This window comes from Mesorhizobium sp. M0904 (assembly GCF_040319475.1).
In the GTDB taxonomy this organism is placed as follows: domain Bacteria; phylum Pseudomonadota; class Alphaproteobacteria; order Rhizobiales; family Rhizobiaceae; genus Mesorhizobium.
Genome location: NZ_JAMYOC010000044.1, coordinates 1 through 21,899, shown reverse-complemented (window position 1 = coordinate 21,899; position 21,899 = coordinate 1). Strand labels below are relative to the sequence as shown.

25 protein-coding genes and 4 tRNA genes are annotated in these 21,899 nt (G+C 61.8%); 7 read left to right on the top strand and 22 right to left on the bottom strand.

The genetic code is table 11. The features are described 5' to 3' along the window. Nucleotides 1-176 precede the first annotated feature (176 nt). The 13 genes from rplL to tuf all read right to left on the bottom strand — a co-directional run bounded on the left by rplL (nt 177) and on the right by tuf (nt 10,476). Nucleotides 177-554: a 50S ribosomal protein L7/L12 gene (gene rplL / locus NKH80_RS29530; protein WP_140752948.1), complete on the bottom strand. Its 378-nt coding sequence runs from the start codon at nt 552-554 to the stop codon at nt 177-179. A gap of 54 nt (nt 555-608) precedes the next feature. After that, nucleotides 609-1,127 carry a 50S ribosomal protein L10 gene (rplJ, locus tag NKH80_RS29525; RefSeq protein ID WP_008875657.1) on the bottom strand — a complete coding sequence of 173 codons (519 nt, stop codon included), beginning with the start codon at nt 1,125-1,127 and terminating at the stop codon, nt 609-611. Between the two features lie 390 nt (nt 1,128-1,517). Continuing rightward, on the bottom strand, nt 1,518-2,216 hold the full coding sequence (gene rplA / locus NKH80_RS29520) for a 50S ribosomal protein L1 (RefSeq protein ID WP_254817142.1): 699 nt from the start codon (nt 2,214-2,216) through the stop codon (nt 1,518-1,520). Nucleotides 2,217-2,220: 4 nt separating this feature from the next. After that, nucleotides 2,221-2,649, bottom strand: a complete 429-nt coding sequence (rplK, locus tag NKH80_RS29515) for a 50S ribosomal protein L11 (protein WP_254817141.1) — start codon at nt 2,647-2,649, stop codon at nt 2,221-2,223. Nucleotides 2,650-2,809: 160 nt separating this feature from the next. Continuing rightward, entirely contained in the window at nt 2,810-3,337 is a 528-nt protein-coding gene (gene nusG / locus NKH80_RS29510; RefSeq protein ID WP_006333333.1) for a transcription termination/antitermination protein NusG, read from the bottom strand. A gap of 27 nt (nt 3,338-3,364) precedes the next feature. Continuing rightward, nucleotides 3,365-3,568 carry a preprotein translocase subunit SecE gene (gene secE / locus NKH80_RS29505; protein WP_023680439.1) on the bottom strand — a complete coding sequence of 68 codons (204 nt, stop codon included), beginning with the start codon at nt 3,566-3,568 and terminating at the stop codon, nt 3,365-3,367. Nucleotides 3,569-3,931: 363 nt separating this feature from the next. Then, a tRNA-Trp gene (locus NKH80_RS29500) sits at nt 3,932-4,007 on the bottom strand. A 77-nt stretch (nt 4,008-4,084) separates the two neighbouring features. Continuing rightward, a complete protein-coding gene (locus tag NKH80_RS29495) occupies nt 4,085-4,600 on the bottom strand; it encodes a hypothetical protein (protein ID WP_352995493.1) in 516 nt (171 codons plus the stop codon). A gap of 129 nt (nt 4,601-4,729) precedes the next feature. Then, the gene (locus tag NKH80_RS29490) at nt 4,730-5,212 is read right to left on the bottom strand and encodes a group II truncated hemoglobin (RefSeq protein ID WP_352995490.1); all 483 of its coding nucleotides are present in this window, start codon (nt 5,210-5,212) and stop codon (nt 4,730-4,732) included. A gap of 98 nt (nt 5,213-5,310) precedes the next feature. Continuing rightward, nucleotides 5,311-7,170, bottom strand: a complete 1,860-nt coding sequence (locus NKH80_RS29485; protein WP_502901007.1) for a COG3904 family protein — start codon at nt 7,168-7,170, stop codon at nt 5,311-5,313. Beyond that, nucleotides 7,142-7,423 (bottom strand): hypothetical protein, encoded by a 282-nt coding sequence (locus NKH80_RS29480; protein WP_352995484.1) that lies wholly within the window; start codon nt 7,421-7,423, stop codon nt 7,142-7,144. Before NKH80_RS29480 ends, NKH80_RS29485 begins: the two co-directional genes overlap by 29 nt. A 27-nt stretch (nt 7,424-7,450) precedes the next feature. Beyond that, entirely contained in the window at nt 7,451-9,142 is a 1,692-nt protein-coding gene (locus NKH80_RS29475) for a COG3904 family protein (protein WP_352995481.1), read from the bottom strand. Between the two features lie 158 nt (nt 9,143-9,300). Further along, a complete protein-coding gene (gene tuf / locus NKH80_RS29470; RefSeq protein ID WP_254817137.1) occupies nt 9,301-10,476 on the bottom strand; it encodes an elongation factor Tu in 1,176 nt (391 codons plus the stop codon). A 271-nt stretch (nt 10,477-10,747) separates the two neighbouring features. Between tuf and NKH80_RS29465 the strand changes: the two genes are divergently transcribed. The 3 genes from NKH80_RS29465 to NKH80_RS29455 all read left to right on the top strand — a co-directional run bounded on the left by NKH80_RS29465 (nt 10,748) and on the right by NKH80_RS29455 (nt 12,898). Further along, nucleotides 10,748-11,635 (top strand): DMT family transporter, encoded by an 888-nt coding sequence (locus NKH80_RS29465; protein WP_352704860.1) that lies wholly within the window; start codon nt 10,748-10,750, stop codon nt 11,633-11,635. Between the two features lie 43 nt (nt 11,636-11,678). Continuing rightward, on the top strand, nt 11,679-12,134 hold the full coding sequence (locus NKH80_RS29460) for a GFA family protein (protein WP_352899452.1): 456 nt from the start codon (nt 11,679-11,681) through the stop codon (nt 12,132-12,134). Between the two features lie 104 nt (nt 12,135-12,238). Continuing rightward, nucleotides 12,239-12,898: an N-acetylmuramoyl-L-alanine amidase gene (locus NKH80_RS29455; RefSeq protein ID WP_352995477.1), complete on the top strand. Its 660-nt coding sequence runs from the start codon at nt 12,239-12,241 to the stop codon at nt 12,896-12,898. A gap of 48 nt (nt 12,899-12,946) precedes the next feature. On the opposite strand, the gene NKH80_RS29450 is transcribed toward NKH80_RS29455, so the two are convergent. Further along, the gene (locus tag NKH80_RS29450) at nt 12,947-13,204 is read right to left on the bottom strand and encodes a GlsB/YeaQ/YmgE family stress response membrane protein (RefSeq protein ID WP_254817133.1); all 258 of its coding nucleotides are present in this window, start codon (nt 13,202-13,204) and stop codon (nt 12,947-12,949) included. A gap of 159 nt (nt 13,205-13,363) precedes the next feature. On the opposite strand from NKH80_RS29450, the gene NKH80_RS29445 reads away from it, so the two are divergent. Beyond that, the gene (locus NKH80_RS29445) at nt 13,364-13,831 is read left to right on the top strand and encodes a YidB family protein (RefSeq protein ID WP_352995474.1); all 468 of its coding nucleotides are present in this window, start codon (nt 13,364-13,366) and stop codon (nt 13,829-13,831) included. A gap of 175 nt (nt 13,832-14,006) precedes the next feature. On the opposite strand, the gene NKH80_RS29440 is transcribed toward NKH80_RS29445, so the two are convergent. Together NKH80_RS29440 and NKH80_RS29435 are read right to left on the bottom strand one after the other, a co-directional pair. Continuing rightward, nucleotides 14,007-14,080: transfer RNA gene (locus tag NKH80_RS29440), tRNA-Gly, on the bottom strand. 67 nt (nt 14,081-14,147) lie between these two features. Further along, nucleotides 14,148-14,232, bottom strand: a tRNA-Tyr gene (locus NKH80_RS29435). 201 nt (nt 14,233-14,433) lie between these two features. On the opposite strand from NKH80_RS29435, the gene rlmB reads away from it, so the two are divergent. Beyond that, on the top strand, nt 14,434-15,285 hold the full coding sequence (gene rlmB, locus NKH80_RS29430) for a 23S rRNA (guanosine(2251)-2'-O)-methyltransferase RlmB (protein ID WP_352995471.1): 852 nt from the start codon (nt 14,434-14,436) through the stop codon (nt 15,283-15,285). Nucleotides 15,286-15,364: 79 nt separating this feature from the next. Here rlmB and NKH80_RS29425 read toward each other — a convergent pair whose 3' ends face one another. The 3 genes from NKH80_RS29425 to gcl are packed head-to-tail and all read right to left on the bottom strand — an operon-like array spanning nt 15,365 to nt 18,893. Continuing rightward, nucleotides 15,365-16,252 (bottom strand): 2-hydroxy-3-oxopropionate reductase, encoded by an 888-nt coding sequence (locus NKH80_RS29425; RefSeq protein ID WP_352995468.1) that lies wholly within the window; start codon nt 16,250-16,252, stop codon nt 15,365-15,367. 38 nt (nt 16,253-16,290) lie between these two features. Further along, nucleotides 16,291-17,088 carry a hydroxypyruvate isomerase gene (gene hyi, locus NKH80_RS29420; protein WP_352995465.1) on the bottom strand — a complete coding sequence of 266 codons (798 nt, stop codon included), beginning with the start codon at nt 17,086-17,088 and terminating at the stop codon, nt 16,291-16,293. A 23-nt stretch (nt 17,089-17,111) separates the two neighbouring features. After that, nucleotides 17,112-18,893 (bottom strand): glyoxylate carboligase, encoded by a 1,782-nt coding sequence (gene gcl / locus NKH80_RS29415; protein WP_352995462.1) that lies wholly within the window; start codon nt 18,891-18,893, stop codon nt 17,112-17,114. A 203-nt stretch (nt 18,894-19,096) separates the two neighbouring features. Here gcl and bhcR point away from each other — a divergent pair, with 203 nt between their 5' ends. After that, nucleotides 19,097-19,954 (top strand): HTH-type transcriptional regulator BhcR, encoded by an 858-nt coding sequence (gene bhcR, locus NKH80_RS29410; RefSeq protein WP_352995459.1) that lies wholly within the window; start codon nt 19,097-19,099, stop codon nt 19,952-19,954. 40 nt (nt 19,955-19,994) lie between these two features. Here the strand turns inward: bhcR and NKH80_RS29405 are convergent, their stop codons facing one another. The 3 genes from NKH80_RS29405 to NKH80_RS29395 all read right to left on the bottom strand — a co-directional run bounded on the left by NKH80_RS29405 (nt 19,995) and on the right by NKH80_RS29395 (nt 21,452). Continuing rightward, nucleotides 19,995-20,351 carry a hypothetical protein gene (locus NKH80_RS29405; protein ID WP_352451067.1) on the bottom strand — a complete coding sequence of 119 codons (357 nt, stop codon included), beginning with the start codon at nt 20,349-20,351 and terminating at the stop codon, nt 19,995-19,997. 458 nt (nt 20,352-20,809) lie between these two features. Further along, a complete protein-coding gene (locus tag NKH80_RS29400; RefSeq protein ID WP_352746790.1) occupies nt 20,810-21,109 on the bottom strand; it encodes a BA14K family protein in 300 nt (99 codons plus the stop codon). Between the two features lie 175 nt (nt 21,110-21,284). Further along, nucleotides 21,285-21,452: a hypothetical protein gene (locus tag NKH80_RS29395; RefSeq protein ID WP_352451069.1), complete on the bottom strand. Its 168-nt coding sequence runs from the start codon at nt 21,450-21,452 to the stop codon at nt 21,285-21,287. Between the two features lie 278 nt (nt 21,453-21,730). Here NKH80_RS29395 and NKH80_RS29390 point away from each other — a divergent pair. Further along, a tRNA-Thr gene (locus NKH80_RS29390) sits at nt 21,731-21,806 on the top strand. Nucleotides 21,807-21,899 lie beyond the last annotated feature (93 nt).

Here is a 21,899-nt window from a genome sequence, read left to right as displayed (position 1 = left end):
CCCCCCCCGCTGCCCCTCCAAACCAGAAAACAAAAAAAAACAAACCGGCCCCCCGCCCGGCCGCTTTTCCGCCCGCGCCCGCTCGGGGCGCGCCCTCCAACCCCCCCCCCCCCCCCCCCCCCCCGGGGTGGGGGGGGGGGGCGCGCGGCCCCCCGCCCCCCCCCGGTACTCAACGCTTACTTCAGTTCAACCTTGGCGCCGGCTGCTTCCAGCTGGGCCTTGAACTTGTCCGCGTCGGCCTTGGAAACGCCTTCCTTGACCGGCTTCGGAGCCGCCTCGACCAGGTCCTTGGCTTCCTTGAGGCCAAGACCGGTGATGGCGCGAACTTCCTTGATGACGTTGATCTTCTGAGCGCCTGCCTCGGTGAGGACGACGTCGAATTCCGTCTTTTCCTCGACAGGAGCAGCAGCGGCCGCAGCGCCGCCGGCAGCGGCAACCGCCACCGGAGCAGCGGCGGAAACGCCCCACTTTTCTTCAAGAAGCTTCGACAGCTCGGCCGCCTCGAGGACGGTCAGCTTCGAAAGGTCGTCTACGATCTTTGCCAGATCAGCCATTGCAATGTTCCTTCATAAGGTTCGAACGTGTGTTTGTGATAGCGAGGAACGGCCTCATGCCGCCTCGTCCTTCCGGGCGTAAGCGCCGATGACGCGCGCGACCGAGGCCGCAGGCGCATTGACGATCTGGGCGATCCGGGTTGCCGGCGTGGCGATCATGCCAACCAGCCTGGCGCGCAGCTCATCGAGCGACGGGAGTGTGGCGAGTGCCTTCACACCGTCGGCGTTGAGCGAGGTGGTGCCCATTGCGCCACCGAGAATGACGAGCTTGTCATTTCCCTTGGCGAAATCGGACGCGACCTTCGGCGCCGCAATCGGATCCTCCGAATAGGCGATCAGCGTCTGTCCCTTGAACAGCTCGATGATCGATGCGGAGTCCGTGCCCTGAAGAGCGATTTTGGCGAGACGGTTCTTCGCGACTTTGACGGTGCCACCGGCGGCGCGCATTTTCGACCGAAGGTCGTTCATTTGCGCGACGGTGATACCGGCGTAGTGGGCCACGACGACTGAACCAGCGCTTGAAAACGCATCATTCAGGCCCGTGACGAGTTCGCGTTTTTCCGCTCTGTCCACTGCCTATCTCCAGTTGACCCCTGCCCTCTACGAAGGACAGGCGTCGGGTTGCCTTTTGCCGGCCGGGCCATCCAGTAACGGATCTCCCGAACGACGCTCGAGGATCCTGCCCCCTTTCGCCACACCTGCCGGCTAGCCGGACGGTGCGCAGACAAAAGGCAAACACGGTTCGAACCTTTCATTGGAGCTTTCGCCCCTTTGTCCGGTCTTCACCCGTCTCATGCAGGCCCACATGAATTAAGGCCCACATCACCTAAGGCTTGGGGCCGCCTGCAATCTCGGACAGGATGTCCGGAAGCCTTTCGACTTCCGGTACCGGGCCACCGACAGGTCGGAGGCCCGGAATTCTTTCACGGATCAGCGTTTTAGCGGCCGATCCAATTGTTCGTATCAGGACGCTGCGAGCGTCGAGACATCGAGCTTGAGGCCCGGGCCCATCGTCGAGGTGACCGACACCTTCTTGACGTAGTTGCCCTTGGCCCCAGCCGGCTTTGCCCTGGTCACCGCGTCTGCGAAGGCGCGGACGTTTTCTTCCAGCGCCTTGACGTCGAACGACACCTTGCCGACGCCGGCATGAACGATGCCGGCCTTCTCGACGCGGAACTCGACGGCGCCGCCCTTCGATGCCTTGACAGCGGCGGCAACGTCAGTGGTGACGGTGCCGACCTTCGGGTTCGGCATCATGCCGCGCGGACCGAGCACTTTGCCGAGACGGCCGACCAGCGGCATCATGTCCGGCGTGGCGATGCAACGGTCAAAGTCGATCGTGCCCTTCTGGACGATGTCGACCAGGTCCTCGGCTCCGACGATGTCGGCGCCGGCGGCCTTGGCCTCTTCGGCCTTGTCGCCGCGCGCGAACACGGCGACGCGAACGCTGCGGCCGGTGCCGTTCGGCAGATTGACCACGCCGCGGACCATCTGGTCGGCATGGCGGGGATCGACGCCGAGGTTCATCGCGACCTCGACGGTCTCATCAAACTTCACCGAGGAGCGATCCTTGAGCAGCTTCAGCGCCTCACCCAAAGCGTAAGCCTTGTTGGGATCGATGCCTTCGCGGGTCTTCGATACACGCTTTGCAATCTTTGCCATGATCTCAGCCCACCACTTCCAGACCCATCGAGCGGGCGGAGCCCTCGACCATGCGCATGGCCGCCTCGACGTCGTTTGCGTTCAGATCCTTCATCTTCTGCTCGGCGATGGCGCGCACCTTGTCGCGGCCGATCGTACCGGCCTTGAGCTTGCCCGGCTCCTTGGAACCCGACTTCAGGTTGGCGGCCTTCTTCAGGAAATAGCTCACCGGCGGCGTCTTCATGACAAAGGTGAACGACTTGTCCTGGTAGTAGGTGATGACGACCGGAACCGGCGAACCCTTTTCCATTTCCTGGGTCTGCGCGTTGAACGCCTTGCAGAACTCCATGATGTTGATGCCACGCTGACCAAGCGCCGGGCCGATCGGGGGCGACGGCGTGGCCGATCCCGCGGAAACCTGGAGCTTGAGCTGGCCTGCAATTTTCTTAGCCATCTCTCTTCCTGCCTTTTCTCATGCCGGTCTTGCCGGCGGTTGCAGTCTGGTGGTGCGGTCCGCGCGGCCGGCTAAAGCCGCATTCGCCTCCCACCCGCTTTTGGCCGCGCGATCTCCGCGCCGCCTTCCCTGCCGCCGAAACCGGTGCAGGGATTTCGGATCAGCCCTTCTCGACCTGTCCGAATTCCAGATCGACCGGCACAGCGCGCCCGAAGATCGAAACTTCCACCTTGAGCCGCGCCCGCTCCTCGTCCACTTCCTGGACGAAACCGTTGAAGGACGCGAATGGTCCATCCGAAACGCGGATCGCTTCGCCGATCTCGAACGTCACCGACGGCTTCGGCCGCTCGACGCCCTCCTGAACCTGGTTCAGGATCCGCTGGGCCTCGGCTTCGGTGATCGGCACCGGCTTGGAGTCGCCCAGGAAACCGGTGACCTTCGGCGTGTTCTTGACGAGCGAGAACACGGCGTCGGTCAGATTGGCCTTCAGCAGCACATAGCCCGGGAAGAACTTGCGCTCGGCATCGACCTTGCGGCCGCGGCGGATCTCGACGACCTTCTCGGTCGGCACCACGATCTGCTCGATGTCGGCGGACAGGCCCTTCTGCTTGGCCTTGTTCTCAATGTCCTCGGCGACCTTCTTTTCAAAGTTCGAGTAGGCGTGGACGATGTACCACCGCGCGGTCATTTCAAGACTTCTCCGTAATCGCCGGACTTACTGTCCGAGGCCGAGGATTTTTTCGACCGCAAAGCCCATGGCCACGTCTGCGGTAAAGAAAAAGATCATCGCGATGACCGCGAACACAAGGACCATCACCGTCGAGATCATCGTTTCGCGCCGCGACGGCCAAGTGACCTTGGCGGTCTCCGCGCGAACCTGCTGGAGAAAAGTGAAGGGATTTGTGGTTTTCGAAGCCATATGCCGCTCTGTCTGCAAGACCCGTTGGCCGGGCCCCCTGGATGATCCCGCTGGCCGGGACGTGCCGCTTGAGCGTGCGTTCGCGCCGAATCAGCGCAATCATTTCGCCCATGCAAATCAGACGCGTAAAGCCGGCTTCCCAGCTCCACGCGTCGCGTGTCTGTCTCGTCTACATAAAACCGATTCTTGATCCACGCAAGTGGCAAGTGTCCGCTTTATGGCCAAACGCCGCCTCGGAACCATCCAGTCGTCCCGTCCCGGCTATGCGGCCCTTATGCCGCAACTTGTGCTATATGGCAAGTCACAAGCCGATTTTCAAAGGCCGCACTGCAAAAGAATCGTTTTAGGCATCCATTCAAAGAATGGCACGGGCAGCAGGGCTCGAACCTACGACCTGCGGTTTTGGAGACCGCCGCTCTACCAACTGAGCTATGCCCGTATGCGCATGTCGGCGCAGCAGGCGCTTCCTAAAAGCTTCCGCGCGCTCTGTAAAGAGCGACGTGCGCTGCCCAGCCTTCATCTGCGGAAGTCCAGGCGTCCTCCCGGCCATTTCCCGTCGATTCTCTGGTTGCTGACGATCAAGCCGACCCAGGGACGCACGATTTTCGGGTCGGTCAGATTGACATATTTTCCAACCAGCCCTTTCGCACCCTCGCGCCGCGCATCGATCAGCCCTTTGCGCACGCCATGATGCCAATCGAACAATAGGTAAACTCTCTCTCCCGCCGTTTTCACCTCGCCCCGGCCGGACTTCCACTTATCCTCGGCATCGCCCGGAATTGTGGGATCGGCACCGCCGTTCCATCGGCTGGACCAGCTGCCGTCGATGGTGTCGTTGCTGTTGCGGTCGCTTTCGGTGCCCCACGTTTCGGCGTTTTCATCACTTGCAGTTCCCTCCAGTTTCACGCTGGCGGCGAACGCCGAGACCTCCTCGTCGTCGGGAGTGGGGACGTCCATGACGCCAAATGGATTTCGAGTTCCGCGACCGCTGTCAAAGGCGCTGTCTGAACTTTTCTTGCCTTCCGATCTCATCGCAAGTCTCCGGTTCTCAGTGTGGCCCCGCCAGTCGACGGCGACTTCAAACCGTTAGCCTGGAGGACCGAAACCTCCATAGCCACCCGTTTTCCTGGCCGGCAGGGTTTTCGACCGATTCGTGCCCGGTCAGTCTCCCGAAGGCGGCTTGTAGGGGCCGCCCGGCACCCCCCAACCCCAGGTCGGCATTGGTTCGCTCTCGGGATCGCAGGTCGGGCCCTTGTTGGAGTTCATCTTGGCCAGCCGCGATCCCCATTCGACATAGCCCATGAAGGCCGAGCGGAATTCGGGATCGTCAGGCAACCCGATCTCGTCGGCGGCGTCGACGAGAAGATTGATCCAGCGCCGGCGCTGCTCCTCGGTCAGATGCTTGCCGAGATGATGCATCACCATCTCGCGATGGCCGCCGTGCTTTTCGCTGTAGGTTTTCGGTCCACCAAAAACTTCGCCGATGAAAGCCGCGACGTGGGCGGGATGATCGGGCGACATATGTTTGAACACCGGCCCGACGATGGGGTCCCGAGAGACGCTGTCGTAGAAGGTTTGGGTCAGGCGGTTCAACGCTTCGGAGCCGCCGGCCCATTCGAACAATGTCGGGACATCATGGCTCATTCGCGGTCCCTCCCATGCTGGTCTTCGCTGGACGATAGCGGAAAAATCGAGCGCCGCTCAACCTGCCTCGATGGCCAGTTTCCGAAGCCGACGCGCCTCTACAATTTGGCGGGCGCCTCGGCCTGTGCATTGGGCGAGAGCACCACGCGGCAATTGTCAGGCTTCGGCACCGATCTGCAGAGGGTGGCACCCATCAGCTCGTCCACTGATTGCGGCCCAGTCGTCAGTCCGACCCTCAGCATCACGTCAGGTTCGAGCTGACGTTCGACAGGAATGCGCTGAAGCGCCATGAACAGATCAGGGTTGATTGCCATCTCGTCAAGGTAAGCCTTAATCAGTTGGTCTTGTCCCATCAGGTAAAGGCTGAGTAGCGCCCGTGAACCGACAAGCCGCCTGACGCCCCCAGCCAGCATCAGCGCGCAGGCCGAATCGCAGTCGCCTTTCGCATCGCTGGCCACTCCGGCATAGGCGCCATCTTTGGCCAAGCAATTCCACTCTCCCGGGTCGCAGCCAACGAAATCGGTGCGGGCAACGGCGACGTCGAGCTTCTTTTCACGGATAAGTCGCCCCACCGCCAGAGCGCTGAACAAGTCGCCACCTCGCGAGCTCACCACTATAGGCAGCCGCCGGCTGCCAAGCGTTGCGAGGAACTGGCCCAGCTTCTGCGGGGTCCGGCTCGTGATTACGCCTTGGGCTGATATCCATTCCGGGCAGTCGGGATTGCAGGACGAATTGCTGCCACGAACCATCACGAAGCGCATCTCGGGTGCCCCACCCCGCGCTGCCCCGAGCGGCAGAGCCCACATCCATTCCGGGCAGTGGGGCTCGCACATCGGATCACTGCCGCGAACGAGTATGAAGCCCTTGTCCGGCGCCTCCTTTCCTGGCGCTACCTGGACCGGCTGAGCAGGTGCCTCCCTGACCGGCTGAAAAAGGGGGACTTGAGCCGGCTGAGAAGGTCCGGCCTTCGCCTCGATCGCTGCCACCTTGGCCAGTTTGGCATTCGCAGGGATCTCTCTGCAGTTCGTCGGCGCAGGACTCCGCCGGCAAATGCCCGCCTGCGTAAGCATGTCGAGAGAGTCCCTGCTGGTGACCAGCTTCATCGTCAGCATGTCATCGAGGGCGATCTGCCGGATGTCGCTGGCGGGCGTGGCCTTCATTCTGTCGAGCACGCCCCGTTCGACACCCATCTCCCTGAGATAGGCCGAAAGCCTCCTCTCAATCGCCTTGCTCATCTCATAGGTCTTGTAGCCGACATTGTCTTGAGTGACGGTTTCTGTGGTGATCTTGTATTTTTTGCCCCGCACAACTCGATAGGTGGTTCGATATTGCCGTGTTGTGCGGAAATGAGTCGTAGTGATCTGATGGACGCCTAGATAGGCCCAACCGCCGACCACGCGTCCGACGCCTCCGGCAAACATCAGCGGACACGCGGAGTTGCACATGGCGCCCCCGTCAGACGCAATGCCGAAATATGCGGCGCCCTTGCCGTCATTGGCTCGGCAATCCTTCATCCCAGGCCAACAATCGGAAAACTTGGTCGTACCGACGGCGATATCGAGCTTGTTTTTGCGGATTATTCGACCAAGCTGGAGCGCCGCATCGACATTGCCGCCCGGGGAATTGACGATAATCGGCAGTTTGCGGCGGCCGAGCGTCTTCAATACGCGCTTGAGCTGCGCTGGCGTGCCCGCTTCTATGGCGCCTTCTGCCGAAATCCATTCCGGACAGTTAGGCTCGCAGCCGATCGCGTTGCTCCGCACGACTGCGAATCGCATGGGCGAGAGATCATCGGAGAATATCTTCGGATCGGTCCAAGTCGTCGGATCGGACCATTTCGGGAAGACATCCTCGGCCTTCGCCGCAAAGGCAACCATCGCAATTGCGACCATCGGCGCCAGGCGAACCAACCCGCGCCACCACCTTGCCCTACTGTTTGAACGGCGTTCTGGAACCACGCTCGGCAAAAGCCCCCTCGATGCAACCGATAATAGTTGCGGCGATGGTGCTTGCAATAGCTTTGAAACACCCGCGCAAGATTGTTCTGCCCGGAGTCAGCAGACGAAAAAGCGCGACCCGAAGACCGCCCTTTCGCGTCCGATCTCGACCGGCAATGCCGGCGCCGATTGCTCTTTGATGGATGCTGGCACCGACGGTCCGGCTGCCTGCACGGATAGCGAAGCGCAGCTTCTCTTCCATGGCGATCGGCACGATCGGCTCGCGGCTATCATGCCCGCGTTACGATTTGACCGGCGTGGTGGCCTGAGCCTTGGCGCCCGAGATCTCGCGGCAGTTCTCCGGCCTTGGCTCCGATCTGCAGATGCCAGGCCCGGTCAATTCGTCCGCGGACCCAGGCCCGGTGGTCAGCCCGACTTTCAGCATCATCTCTGGTTCAAGGTGCCGGTAGCGCGAGTATTGCGCCGATTGCATCGCCGAAAACATGCCGGGTCCAACAGTCATGTCCTCGAGATAGGCCTTGACCCGCTGCTCGAAGCCCATCGAATGCACGCTCAACTGTGCACGCGGGCCGACCAGGCGTTTGACACCGCCGGCGAGCATGATCGGGCAGGCCGAGCCGCACTCGCCGCCGGCATCGACCGTCAGTCCGTTGTAGACGCCGTCTTCGGCCGTGCAGTCGGCCTGCCGCGGCTCGCAGCCAATGAAATCCGTCCGCGCCACGGCGACGTCGAGTTTACGTTCGCGGATCAGCCTTCCGGCCGCCAAAGCACCGAGCACGTCGCCACCCGGCGAACTGACTACGATGGGCAGGCGCCGGTCGCCGACGCTATCAAGCAGTTGGCGCAATTTTTCGGCCGTGTCAGCGGTAATCGTGCCTTCGGCCGAGATCCATTCCGGGCAATTGGGATTGCATAGCGGGTTGCTGCCGCGGACCAGGACGAAGCGCATGTCAGCGACCTCCTTCGCCGGCGGGGTTTCGAGCCCCAGAGGTGCAGGCTCGGCGCTCGCCACCACTTGCCCGGCCGGCTTCGCGATATTCGCCGGCGCCGGCACTTCCCTGCAACTCGCCGGCAACGGATCGGATTTGCACAGGGTTGGCGCGGTCAGCAGGTCGACGGCATCCAGACTGGTGACGAGATTCATTTGCAGCATATCGTAGGGAATCAGTTGCTGGATGCCGCTGGCCGGCGTGCTTTTCATGGTCTCAAGCACGCCCAGGCCGACGCCCATCTCCTTCAGATAGGCCGCCAGCTTCCGCTCCAGCGGTTTGTTCATTTCGTAGGTCTTGTAGCTGCCCGCGTTCTTCCGGCTGACGACCCTGGTACTGAGTATCTTCTTCTTGCCTTTCACCATGCGGTAGGTGGTGCGGTACAGCAGTTTCGTCCGGATATAGGTCGTGGTGATCTGATGGACGCCGAGAAAGGCCCACTCCCCGACCACGCGCCGGATGCCACCGGAAAACATCAACGGGCAGGCGGAATTGCAGATGGCGCCGTTGCCATAGGCATCGCCGAAATAACGGGCGCCTTTGCCGTCGTTTTCCTTGCAGTTCTTCATATCTGGCAGGCAGCCGGCGAAGCGGGTTTTGCCGACGGCGATATCGAGCTTGTTCTTGCGGATCAGGCGGCCAAGTGTCAGCGCCGCTTCGACATTGCCGCCGGGGGAATCGACGACGATCGGCAGCTTTCGGGCGCCAAGCGCCTTAAGCGTGCGCTTGAAAAGGGCCGGCGTGCCGGCTTCAATCGAGCCTTCCGCCGATATCCATTCCGGACAGGTCGGCTCGCAGCCCGGCGCGCTGCTGCGGACGACGACGAACCGCATCGTCGGGCCGAAATCCGGCGTGGATTTTTCCGGCGTGGATTTTTTTGCATCCGCTGCGAAGGCAGCGTGGCCCATGGCAAGCAACGACACCAGGCAGATCAGCCCTAGCGACCACCATGCCTGACTATGCAAACGGCGCCATGGAACCATTTGGGCAGCCCCCTCGATGCAACCTATACTAGTTATGGCAGAGGCGCTTGCAACAGGATTTGAAGCAATGCGGTTAATCCATTGCCGGAATATCAGAATCAAAAGGGCGGCCCGAAGACCGCCCTTTTGCATTCGATCTCAACCGGCAGCGCCGACGATTACTCTTTGATGGTGACGACGATGCCGGCACCGACGGTGCGGCCGCCTTCACGGATGGCGAAGCGCAGCTTCTCTTCCATGGCGATCGGCACGATCAGCTCGACATCGACGGTGATGTTGTCGCCCGGCATCACCATCTCGGTGCCTTCCGGCAGCGACACGATGCCGGTCACGTCCGTCGTGCGGAAATAGAACTGCGGACGGTAGTTGGTGAAGAACGGCGTATGGCGGCCGCCTTCGTCCTTGGTCAGGATGTAGGCTTCGGCAACGAACTTCTTGTGCGGCTTGACGGTGCCGGGCTTGGCCAGGACCTGGCCGCGCTCGACGCCTTCACGGTCGACACCGCGCAGCAGCGCGCCGATGTTGTCGCCGGCCTGACCCTGGTCGAGCAGCTTGCGGAACATCTCGACGCCCGTGCAGGTCGTCTTGGTGGTCGGACGGATGCCGACGATCTCCAGCTCCTCGCCGACCTTGACGACGCCGCGCTCGACGCGGCCGGTCACCACCGTGCCACGGCCCGAGATCGAGAACACGTCCTCGATCGGCATCAGGAACGGCTTGTCGAGCGGACGAACCGGCGTCGGAATGTAGGCATCGACCGCAGCCATCAGTTCGCGGATGGCGTCCTCGCCGATCTTCTTGTCAGAATCTTCAAGGGCGGCAAGCGCCGAACCCTTGACGATCGGAATGTCGTCGCCGGGAAACTCGTTCTTGGTCAAAAGCTCGCGCACCTCGAGCTCGACCAGCTCGAGCAGCTCGGCGTCGTCGACCTGGTCGACCTTGTTCAAAAACACCACGATCGAGGGCACGCCGACCTGGCGGGCCAAAAGGATGTGCTCGCGGGTCTGTGGCATCGGACCGTCGGCGGCCGACACCACCAGGATCGCGCCGTCCATCTGCGCGGCACCGGTGATCATGTTCTTCACATAATCGGCGTGGCCGGGGCAATCGACATGGGCATAGTGGCGGTTAGCGGTCTCGTATTCGACATGCGCCGTCGAAATGGTGATGCCGCGCGCCTTCTCTTCGGGCGCCGCATCGATCTGGTCGTAGCGCTTGTATTCGCCAAAATACTTGGTGATCGCCGCCGTCAGCGACGTCTTGCCATGGTCGACGTGACCAATCGTGCCAATGTTCACATGAGGCTTAGTGCGCTCGAATTTACCTTTTGCCATAGTCTCTTTCCTTGGACGGCCTGGGGACGGCCTGGACCTTCAGTTCAGTCGAATGCGGGGCGATTAGCGACTAAGGCCGAAAAACACAAGTGCCTTGTCGCCGAGCGCGCTCGCCCGCCCGAACGCGTGATCCGGTTTCGGAGAATGTGGCGCGGATATAGGAACGAACAGGGGCAAATGGAATGGCTACGGCGGCGGCTGACGGCTTTGACGGATTTACAGGCGGATCTGGCCCATTGCCGCTTTGGCGCCGGTCTGATTTCGTGGGCCGATGCATTTCATCCCGACTGCCATACGAGGCCCGCTGTTCATGGTCGTTTCGACCGGGTCCTACATCGTCAACGATACGATGATGAAGCTCGCAACCGCGGGACTGCCGCCCTATGAGGTGCTGTTCCTGCGCGGCGCTGCGGCAACGTTGTGGGGCATTCCGCTGCTGTTCATGCTGGGCTATGGCAAGCAGATTCCGCTGATCCTCGATGCGACGGTTTTGCGCAGGAACCTGCTCGAACTGGGTGCGATCCTTTGCTACGTGGTGGCGCTCGCCAACATGCAGATCGCCGATTCCACCGCGCTCGGGCAGATCACGCCCTTGCTGATGCTGGTCGGCTCCTCGATGCTGTTTGGCGAACGGATCGGCGGGGTACGCCTGGCGCTGATCGGGCTCGGCTTTGTCGGCGCGGTGATGGTGGCACAACCGACGATGCAGGGGATTTCGGTTTACGCCCTGCTGGCGCTCGGCAATGCAGCCCTGTCCGCGGCGCGCGATCTGGCCGGGCGCAAGGTCGCCGCCGACGTGCCGGGAATGGTCGTGGCTATTTCCGCGGTGATTGTGGTGCTCGCCGGCGCCGGCGTTGCGCATCTGGTTTCCGAGCAATGGGTGGTGCCTGAAACCCGTCACCTGCTGCTGATGGGCGGCGCCGGACTGTTCCTGATCTTCGGCCACTTCTTCATCTTCATGGCCTATCGTGTCGGGCCGACCAGCGTGGTGGCGCCGTTCTACTATTGCTTTACCGTCTGGGCGGTGATTTCAGGCCTGGTGGTTTTCCGGCAGCTCCCGAATGCGCTGGCCATCTGCGGTATCCTGCTGGTGGTCGCCAGCGGGTTGACCATTGTCTCGCTCGACGAGCGCAAGCGCCGGTTAACCGTCGTCGCCTAGAGCTGGAGAGGGTGTAGGGACGATCGCCTGAGTGGAGAAGCGTATGGCAAGCCCGGAGAACGGAAACAACCAGAATGCAAGCAACCGCATGCTCGCCGGAAAATGCCTGTGCGGCGCCGTTCAGTACGCGGTGGCGGACGCGTTCGTCTATGCCGCGAACTGCCACTGCTCGAACTGCCGGCGTACCACCGGTTCGGCCTTCAAGCCATTCGCCGGCATCGAGCGGGACAGGCTGAGCCTCACGAGGGGCGAGGACAATCTCACGATCTTCGGCGACGAAACCGTCCATGACGCGCACTGCAAGACTTGCGGCTCGTTGCTCTATTCGGTGGTCCGCGACGGTGCCTTCGTGCATGTCGCCATGGGAAGCCTCGTCGACGAGCCAACCATCCGCCCGACGCAGCACATCTTCGTCGGCTCCAAGGCGAAGTGGTTCACGATCACTGACGATCTGCCGCAATACAGAGAACACGCGGTCGCCGAAGATGCCGGCGAATAGCTGACCGTTAGAAACGCTCAACCAAACTATTGTTTCGTTTTCGCGTCCGCCGCCAAGGAAACTATACTGTGCTCCGTCACTGAACTTATGTCGCGGAGACTTCTGTGGCATTGCCGCCCGACTGGTTGCCCAACGTTGCGATGAAGCGCGTCATTTACCATTGGACGGCAGGCTCGCATTCGGCCGGCGATACCGATAGGGATGCGTATCACATACTGGTCGAGGGGAATGGCCGTGTGGTCAGGGGCCGGCCTTCGATCGCGCTCAATTCGGGTCGGGTAAAACCGGGATATGCCGCGCACACGCTCAACTGCAATGGCGGCTCGATCGGGGTTTCGCTCTGCTGCATGGCCGGGCCGGAGGAAAGGCCGTTCGATGCCGGCCGCTATCCGATGACCAGGGCACAGTGGAACGCGATGACCGCGGTTGTCGCCGAACTCTGCAAATATTACCGCATCAAGGTCACGCCCAAAACGATGCTGTCGCATGCCGAAGTCGAGAGCAATCTCGGCATCGAGCAGCGCGGAAAATGGGATTTCACCCGGCTGCCCTTCGATCCGACGATCGGCGGCGCAAGCGCCTGTGGCGAGCGGCTGCGCCGCGACGTGACGTCGGCAATGGGCGCGATGCCCAATCTGCCGGTCAGGATTGGGCGCGATGCCGTATGGCAGCGATTGCTGGAGGAACTATGGCCGATCATGGTGAGAGGGCTGGAAGCCGGCCTCAACACGCTGATCCGCCAGATCCTCAAAAGGGTTAGATAGGCGCTCGGCATTCGGGTGAATGCCGACGCAACTGCCGATCTGCCAGTTCTAAAGAGCCCGCCTGCCGGTAAACTGGTGATAAGCCCACAGGACAACTATCGCGCCTATCACGGCCACTATCAGACTATAGATGTTCAGCCCCGTAACGCCCGACGCACCAAAAGCGCTGAAGATCAGTCCGCCGACGATAGCCCCGACAATCCCAAGCACGATATCGAGCACCAGGCCCTGCCCGCTTTTATTGACGATCTTGCTGCCTATGAAGCCGGCGATGACGCCGAGAATAATCCAGCTTAATATTGACATTTTTCCTCTCCGTTCCCCGCACCCGATTACTTCCACATTATTAAGCAAAGCTCAAGCCAACTTGAAAATCATGATTACGGAAAGCTCAAACCGGCTTGAAATTCGCCATGAATGCGTCATTGTCGGAGACGGACGGGCAATTTGACATGGAGATCCACAATGGGACTGTTTGACAATGCCGTTCCCGGCGGCAACGTCGCCAAGCCGCTGATGATCGCGCTCGGCGCACTTTTGGTGGGAAAAATGCTGAGCCGTGGAAGTTCCGCCCAGCCGGAGGCAGCGCAGAGTCCTGCCCCCGTCCCGCCTGATACAACCGCATCCGCCGACGGCGGACTGCTTGGCGGTCTGGGCGGCCTGCTCGACAAACTGAAGGATGCCGGCCACGGCAACGTCGCCAATTCGTGGGTCGGCACCGGTCAGAACCAGCCGATCAACCCCAACGATCTGGGCAGCGCTCTCGGGCCGCAAATCATTCAGGAGATCGCGCAAAGGACGGGCCTGAATCAGCAGGAATTGCTCCAGCAATTGTCCGCGGCCTTGCCCGGGCTTGTCGACCAGCTGACGCCGAACGGGCAAGTGCCGCAGCAGAACCAGCTCGCGTCCATATTCAGCAAATTCGCGAGCTGACGCCTGTCGCGCCCAACGCCGCCTGCGGTTCGGGACAACGATATGCGTAAAACACAGATTAAGATGCGCGTCCGTCTGGACGCGCATCGAATACTTTGAACTATCGGCAAAGCGCTTCGCTTGGCGCTGCCTGCTTCGGCATCGTGCGCGAAGTGCGCCGTGTTTGGGGGAAATCTGGAGCGGGTAGCGGGAATCGAACCCGCATATTCAGCTTGGAAGGCTGCTGCTCTACCACTGAGCTATACCCGCGCCTTTCAGTCAAGCATCGGATCCGCTCCGACGCTCGCGCTGCGTTTCAGGGCTTCCGGGCCGGCAGTGGTGGAGAGGGTTGGATTTGAACCAACGTAGGCATAGCCAACGGATTTACAGTCCGTCCCCTTTAACCACTCGGGCACCTCTCCAGTCTGCCGCCGGAGCCATGCAACGAGGCATCGACGCGTCGCGGCCGCCAAAGCAGCCTTTCCGCGCAGCGCCTTATGGCGGGAGCGTCCAAAACTGTCAACCGCAACATCCCGGCAAAAAGCGCTGAATTTCACACCTCGCCCGACAAGCAGCTTGTGCGGCTGTATCCATGACCGGACGACACGGCTATAGAACCGGCCATGAGCAACGACAACACGCCCAAAACCCCTAAAGACACCCACTACGCCAAGCTGCGCCGTGCGCATCGCGACGAGAAGAGCGGCGGCGCGCCGGCGTTCAGGCCACGCCAGCCGGTGCCGCCGGGCAAGACCGCCGCGGATGGGCTGGTGCGGCTCTACGGGCTGCACACGGTGCGGGCGGCGCTCGACAATCCGCGCCGCAAGATCAAAAAAATGCTGGTGACGCGCAACGCTGCCGAGCGCCTGGCAATCGCCGATCTTGCCGCTTTGCCCTTCAAGGCGGAACTGGTCGAGCCGAAGGACATCGACAAGGTCACCGGCTCGGATGCCGTGCATCAGGGCGTGCTGATCGAGGCCGAGCCGCTAAAACCCAAGCGCCTCGATGCGCTTGGCGACACCAGGCTGGTGCTGGTGCTCGATCAGATCACCGATCCGCACAATGTCGGCGCAATCCTGCGCTCGGCGGTGGCTTTCGGCGCCGGCGCGCTGATCACCACGGCGCGCCACAGCCCACAGGAATCCGGCGTGCTGGCGAAGTCGGCTTCCGGCGCGCTGGAACACATCGACCAGATCGAGGTGAAGAACCTGGCCGATGCGCTGGAGCAGTTGCACGAGGCCGGTTTCCAGACGATAGGGCTGGATTCGGACGGTCCGGCGGAACTCGAAACCAGCTTTGCCGGAGCAAAGATCGCATTGGTGCTTGGCGCCGAGGGCAAAGGCCTGCGCCAGAAAACGCGCGAGACAGTGACGACGCTCGCCCGGCTCGACATGCCCGGCGCCATCCGCTCGCTCAACGTGTCGAATGCCGCGGCGGTGAGCCTTTATGCGGCAAGGAAATTTTTGAAAGAGTGAATGGTGAGACTGCACGCAGGTCGTGATCAACTCATTACCAACTACTCACTGCCATCTACTATTCACTCCTCACTGCTCACTATTCACCCACTTCACATCCCGCCATACGCTCCAGCGCCCTGACCAGCGCCGAGTGATCCTCCTTGGCGCCGCCATTGGCCACGCAGGAGTTGAACAGTTGCTGCGTCGTCGAGGTGTTGGGCAGGGCGACGCCGAGCGCCTTGGCGCCTTCGAGAGCGAGATTCAGGTCCTTCTGGTGGAGTTCGATGCGGAAACCGGGCGCGAAGCTGCGCTTGATCATGCGCTCGCCATGCACTTCGAGGATGCGCGAGGCGGCCAATCCGCCCATCAGCGCCTGCCGCACCTTGGCCGGATCGGCACCGGCTTTTGAAGCAAAGACAAGCGCTTCGGCGACGGCCTCGATGGTCAGCGCGACGACGATCTGATTGGCGACTTTGGTTGTCTGGCCGACGCCGTTCGGTCCGACCAGCGTGATGTTCTTGCCCATCTTTTCGAAGATGGGCCTGGCGCGTTCGAAGGCCCTTTCCTCGCCGCCGACCATGATGGTCAGCGACGCAGCCTTGGCGCCGACCTCGCCGCCCGACACCGGCGCATCGAGGTAGTCGCAGCCGAGATCGTTGATTTTTTTTGCGAATTCCTTGGTCTCGATCGGCGAGATCGAGCTCATGTCGATGACCAGCTTGCCTCTTGTCAGCCCGGACGCGACGCCGTTTTCGCCGAACAGCACATCGGCGACCTGCGGCGTATCCGGCACCATGGTGATGATGATGTCGGCCATTTCCGCGACGGCGCTGTGGCCAGCGACGATCTTCAGACCCTTGGCGACGAGATCGGCCGGCGGCTTCGAGCGATGATCGCTGGCGACGACGGTGTAGCCGGCGTCGAGCAGATGCCCCGCCATCGGCGCACCCATGATGCCGAGGCCGATAAAGCCGATGGTTTCCATGTCTTCTCCGTTTCTTGTAAGGCGGCGATGCGTAGCGTCTACGCCGCCGCACTCCCCTGCCCGGCCAACTCCCGAAACCACCCGAGTCCGGCTTCCGTCCCACCCTTCGGCTTGTATTCCGCGCCAACCCAGCCGGAATAGCCGATGCGGTCGATGTGGTTGTACAGGAAGGGAAAATTGATCTCGCCCGTCCCCGGCTCATGACGGCCGGGATTATCCGCAAGCTGGATATGCGCGATGCGGTCGAGGTTTGCCTCGATGGTGCGGGCGAGATCCCCCTCCATGATCTGCATGTGATAGATGTCGTATTGCAGGAACAGGTTCTTCGAGCCGACGCGGTCGATCAGCGCCAGGGCCTGATCCGAGTAATTCAGGAAGAAGCCCGGAATGTCGCGGGTGTTGATCGGCTCGATCAGCAGCCTGATGCCGGCCTGCTCCAGCTTTTCCGCCGCGAAAGCCAGGTTTTCGGCGAACACGTCCTCCAGCACGGAGCGATCGACGCTCTGCGGCGCGATGCCGGCGAGGCAATTGACCTGCTCGCAGCCGAGCGCGTGCGCATAGGTGACGACCTTGGCAATGCCTTGCCGGAACTCCGGGATGCGGTCCGGCAGGATCGCAATGCCGCGCTCGCCCTTGGCCCAGTCGCCGGCAGGCAGGTTGAACAGGACCTGCGTCAACCCGTTCTTCTTCAACCTGGCCGCGACGACATCCGGCGCATGGTCATAGGGACCGATGTACTCGACGCCCTTGAAGCCCGCGCGGGCAGCGGCATCGAAGCGGTCGAGAAAGTCATGCTCGCCAAAGAGCATCGAAAGATTGGCTGAAAACCGTGGCATGGCAGTAGTTCCTCATATGCGGCTTAATCGAGCATGACGATCGCCGTGGGGGCATCTTCATGGCGCTCGGCAAGCTCCTCGAATTCGGTGATCTTGTCGATTTCGGTACCCATCGAAACGTTGGTGACGCGCTCGAGGATGAATTCGAGCACCACCGGAACCTGGTGCTCGTCCATCAGGCGCTTTGCCTCTTCGAAGGCACCGGCGAATTCCTCCGGCCGGCGCACCCGGACTGCCTTGCAGCCCATCGCCTCGGCAACGGCGACGTGGTCGACGCCATAGCCAGCTTCGGCATCGCCCTGTCGATTAACGTTCTCGAAGGCCAGGCTGACTTCGAAATCCATCGAAAAGCCGCGCTGCGCCTGGCGGATCAGCCCGAGATAGGCGTTGTTCACCACGACATGGATGTAGGGCAATCTGTGCTGCGCGCCGGCCGCCAGTTCCTCGATCATGAACTGGAAATCATAGTCGCCGGACAATGCCACAATGGTGCGGTCCGGATCGGCGGCGCGAACGCCGAGCGCTGCCGGCAATGTCCAGCCGAGCGGCCCGGCCTGGCCGCAATTGATCCAGTTGCGCGGCTTATAGACATGCAGGAATTGTGCCCCGGCGATCTGCGACAGGCCGATCGTGGTGACATAGGTGGTGTCGCGGCCGAACGCCCTGTTCATCTCCTCATAGACGCGCTGCGGCTTCAGCGGCACCTGGTCGAAATGGGTCTTGCGCTTCATCGTCTTCTTGCGCTGCCGGCATTCGCCGGCCCAGCCCGACCAGTCGCGCAATTTCCCGGCGGTCCTCCATTCGGTGGCGACGTCGAGCAGCATTTTAAGCGCCGCACCGGCATCCGAGACGACGCCAAGGTCCGGTGCGAAGACGCGGCCGATCTGCGTCGGCTCGATATCGACGTGGATGAACTTCTTGCCCTTGGTGTAGACATCGACCGAACCGGTGTGGCGGTTGGCCCAGCGGTTGCCGATGCCGAAAACGAAATCGGCCTCGAGCATCGTCGCATTGCCGTAGCGATGCGAGGTCTGCAGTCCGCACATGCCGGCCATCAGGCGGTGGTCGTCGGGGATCGCGCCCCAGCCCATCAGCGTCGGAATGACAGGCACGCCGGTGACTTCGGCGAATTCTATCAACAGGTCCGACGCATCGGCGTTGATAATGCCGCCGCCGGCGACGATCACAGGCTTTTCCGCCGCGTCGAGCATCGTCAGCGCCTTCTCCGCCTGAGTGCGCGACATTGCCGGCTTGAACGGCACCAGCGGCTCGTAGGCATCGATATCGAACTCGATCTCCGCCAGTTGCACATCGACCGGCAGGTCGACCAGCACCGGCCCCGGCCGCGACGAGCGCATCAGATGGAACGCCTTCTGCAGCGCCATCGGCACCAGATAGGGCTCCATGACGGTAACAGCCCATTTGGCGACGGGTGCGGCGATCGCGGCGATGTCGACGGCTTGAAAATCCTCCTTGTTGAGACGTGCCCGCGGCGCCTGCCCGGTGATGCAGAGGATGGGAATAGAATCGGCGGCGGCCGAATAGAGGCCGGTGATCATGTCGGTGCCGGCCGGACCCGAAGTGCCGATGCACAGACCGATATTGCCCGATCTGGCGCGGGTAAACCCTTCGGCCATATGCGAGGCCGCCTCGACGTGCCGCGCAAGGATGTGGCGGATGCTGCCCCTCGCCTTCAGCGCCGAATAAAGCGGGTTGATCGCAGCACCCGGCACGCCGAAGGCACAGGAGATGCCTTCTTTTTCGAGAACGAGAACCGCTGCGTCGACTGCGCGCATCCTGGCCATGTCAGCCTCCACGGAATTGTTGATAGCCGATGATGCCAGCGCACCAATGATTTTTCAATTTTTTCAGAATATTTTTCCATTTCTAGAAAACAGCTCTTGTTGTTTGAATTGATTGGTCTTTTTGTTTTCCATGAATTCGCTTCGTAAATCACTGGAAAACTTTTTCATTGCCTGTTTGGGCGAACAGGGCGAAGAATGGCCCGATGGAAACCACCGAAAAACGCCAGCGCGGCCGGCCGCGCGCCTTCAACGGGCCGGCCGAGGCCGCCTCGGTGCAGTCGCTGGACCGGGCGCTGCGGATCCTGGCAATCGTCGCCGATGGCAGTGGCCTGTCGTTGAGCGAGATCGCCGCCAGTTCCGGTCTGCCGGCATCCACCGCCTACCGCATGCTGACGACGCTGGAGAACCACGGCATGGTCGAGTTCGACGGCACCGACCAGCTGTGGTTCATCGGCGTCGAGACCTATCGCATGGGCGCGGCGTTCCTGCGCCGCCGCAAGCTGGTCGACCGCGCCCGTATCGTCATGCAGGAATTGATGGAGAAGACCGGCGAGACCGCCAATCTCGGTGTCGCCGAGGACGATTGCGTCGTCTTCGTCAGCCAGGTCGAGACGCATCAGGCGATCCGCGCCTTCTTCCGGCCGGGCACGCGCAGCTCCTTCCATGCCTCGGGCATCGGCAAGGCGGTGCTGGCGCATCTCGAGCCGGAGCGCGTCGCCACCATCCTGCGCCGGGCCGGGTTGGAGCGCTTCACCGAAAATACGCTGTCCGACATCTCGGCTCTCGCCCGCGACCTGGTGACGATCAAGCTGCGCGGCTGGTCGGTTGACGACGAGGAGCGGCATCCCGGCATGCGCTGCGTTGCCGCCGCCATCTTCAATGAATTCGGCAAACCGATCGGCGGCGTTTCGGTCTCCGGGCCGACGGTGCGGGTCACGCCGGAACGGCTGGCCGAGATCGGCCCGCTGGTGCGCGACGCGGCGGCGGAGGTGACGAGGATGATCGGCGGCCTGCCGACCCCTCCCGGCCTTGGCAGCGAGCCGAGCGCATGGCAGCGCTGACCAGCGCGGAATGGTGCGACATCTGCCAGAGTGGCCAGAGTTAGGCCCCGGGCACCGCGCTCTTGGTCGATAGGTCATAGAAATCAAGCAGCATCGCCAGCCCAACTCCGCAGGCGGTGAAGATGAGGCCGGCAATGAAGATACGATTGGCGCGTTCATAAACGCGCCGTTGTAGAGACGTTATGTCGAGCAGCAACCGCAGCGCTCGTATCTGCAGGGCAATGCCGATCAAAATCGGCACGACGGCGGCCAGGTGATAGATTTCCCATGGTATCGGGTTGGCGGCCCAATGCGTGATGAAGCCCAGCGAGAACGCCAGCAGGATGCCGACGGTGGTGATTGTGCCGTTGCGGAAAACCGTCTCGATCGGCTCTTCGTTCGGATCGTGCTCGCCCAAGCGCCCTCTCCCTGTTTCGGTGTCGGTGCAGATTAGGCTGTTGGGAAATCGCTGTACATCGGCAAGAGTGTTGGCGAATGCTGAAGCGGCATCCGATCTCGCCTTAAGTGGGCGATGTTCGACAGGACAGAGAGGCTGACGGAGCGCGGCTTTGTTCCAGCTTGGGTTCCTCGCCCCACGGAAGTGGGGAGAGGTGGCGCGGCGAAGCCGCGACGGAGAGGGGACCGCGCCCTACGAAGGCCCCCTCTCCGGCCGCGGAGCCTGTCCTCGGGCTTGCCGAAGGCAAGACCCGTGGGCGGCCACCTCTCCCCCGCTTCGCGGCGGGCGAGGAACCCAGGTCCTAAGAGGTCGGAGGAACAACCCCTCTGCCCTGCCACTCAGACACACAGAAAAAGGGGCAGTGGGGTGCCCCTTCTTCCGGTTGCCTGAAACGGTCACCTCCTCCCAAGCTTGCGCCCTCAAAGCCAGCAGCGATGGCGATAGCCGTCGTAGCCGACATAGGTGTCCGAGTACGGGTCGTAGCTCTGGTAGCGATTGAGGCAGCGCCGGACGTGCCACGAGCCGCCGCCTTCCTCGATATAGACAGTGCGCGGCTGGGCCAGCGCGCTGCCGAGCAGGAAGCCGCCGACACCTGCGGCAATGCCGATGCCGAGGTGCTTGTGCTTGTGATGGGCGGCCGACGGCTGAACGGTGCCGACCAGCATGGCGGCGGCGACAGTGGTGGCGACGAGGCCGGCAACGATGGTGCGCTTGAACATGACGATCTCCTTGTTGTGGGAGGCGATCCAACCGCCTCTTGACCATCAGTCGTCGCAACAAGGAAAAAGGTTCGAAGGTCTTTTTGGATTTTTCTCGGCGGGAGAAATCGCGACGTCTGATGCGCGACCACGAACGGTCGCGCCGTCGACAGTTCACCGGAACAACCGGCAGGCCTCAGCCCATGCCGGTGATATGGCGAAGCCAAAAGGCAAGCGCGATGAAGCCGATGATGGTGGTGACGCCGGTCCAGTCGATATTGGCGTGCTTCAGGTCCTTGATGAGCTTCACCAGGAGAACCCAGGCCACGACGACGAGCGGCAGAATGATGACAAACCTGATCATGCGACAGCCTCGCTGATGCGATTGCACCTCCGATCAATATAGGAAGCGAATTGGCCGTTTTCAGGACGCCTTGGCGGCAGAACCGGCGCGTTCGCGGCGGTCGAAAACGGAGTTTTGTCTTTACTGGCGCAGCAGATATGGTAACCGGAGCGCCGTGCCCTTGTAGCTCAGCTGGTAGAGCAGCGGTTTTGTAATTCGCTGGATCAATCAGCCACGGTGTTGAAAAACCAAGAGATTTTTCAAAATCGGGCTTCAGGGGTATACGTAGGGTAAAATGTGCCGCCTTAGCTCAGATGGTAGAGCAGTAGTTTTGTAAACTATTGGTCGGGGGTTCGAGTCCCTCAGGCGGCACCACCCTTTCAGGGTACGACCCGGAGACATGGGTAACAGAATGTACCTAAGACATGGGTGACAACCTCGTGCCGAACGGGTTGTCGATGGTCTGCA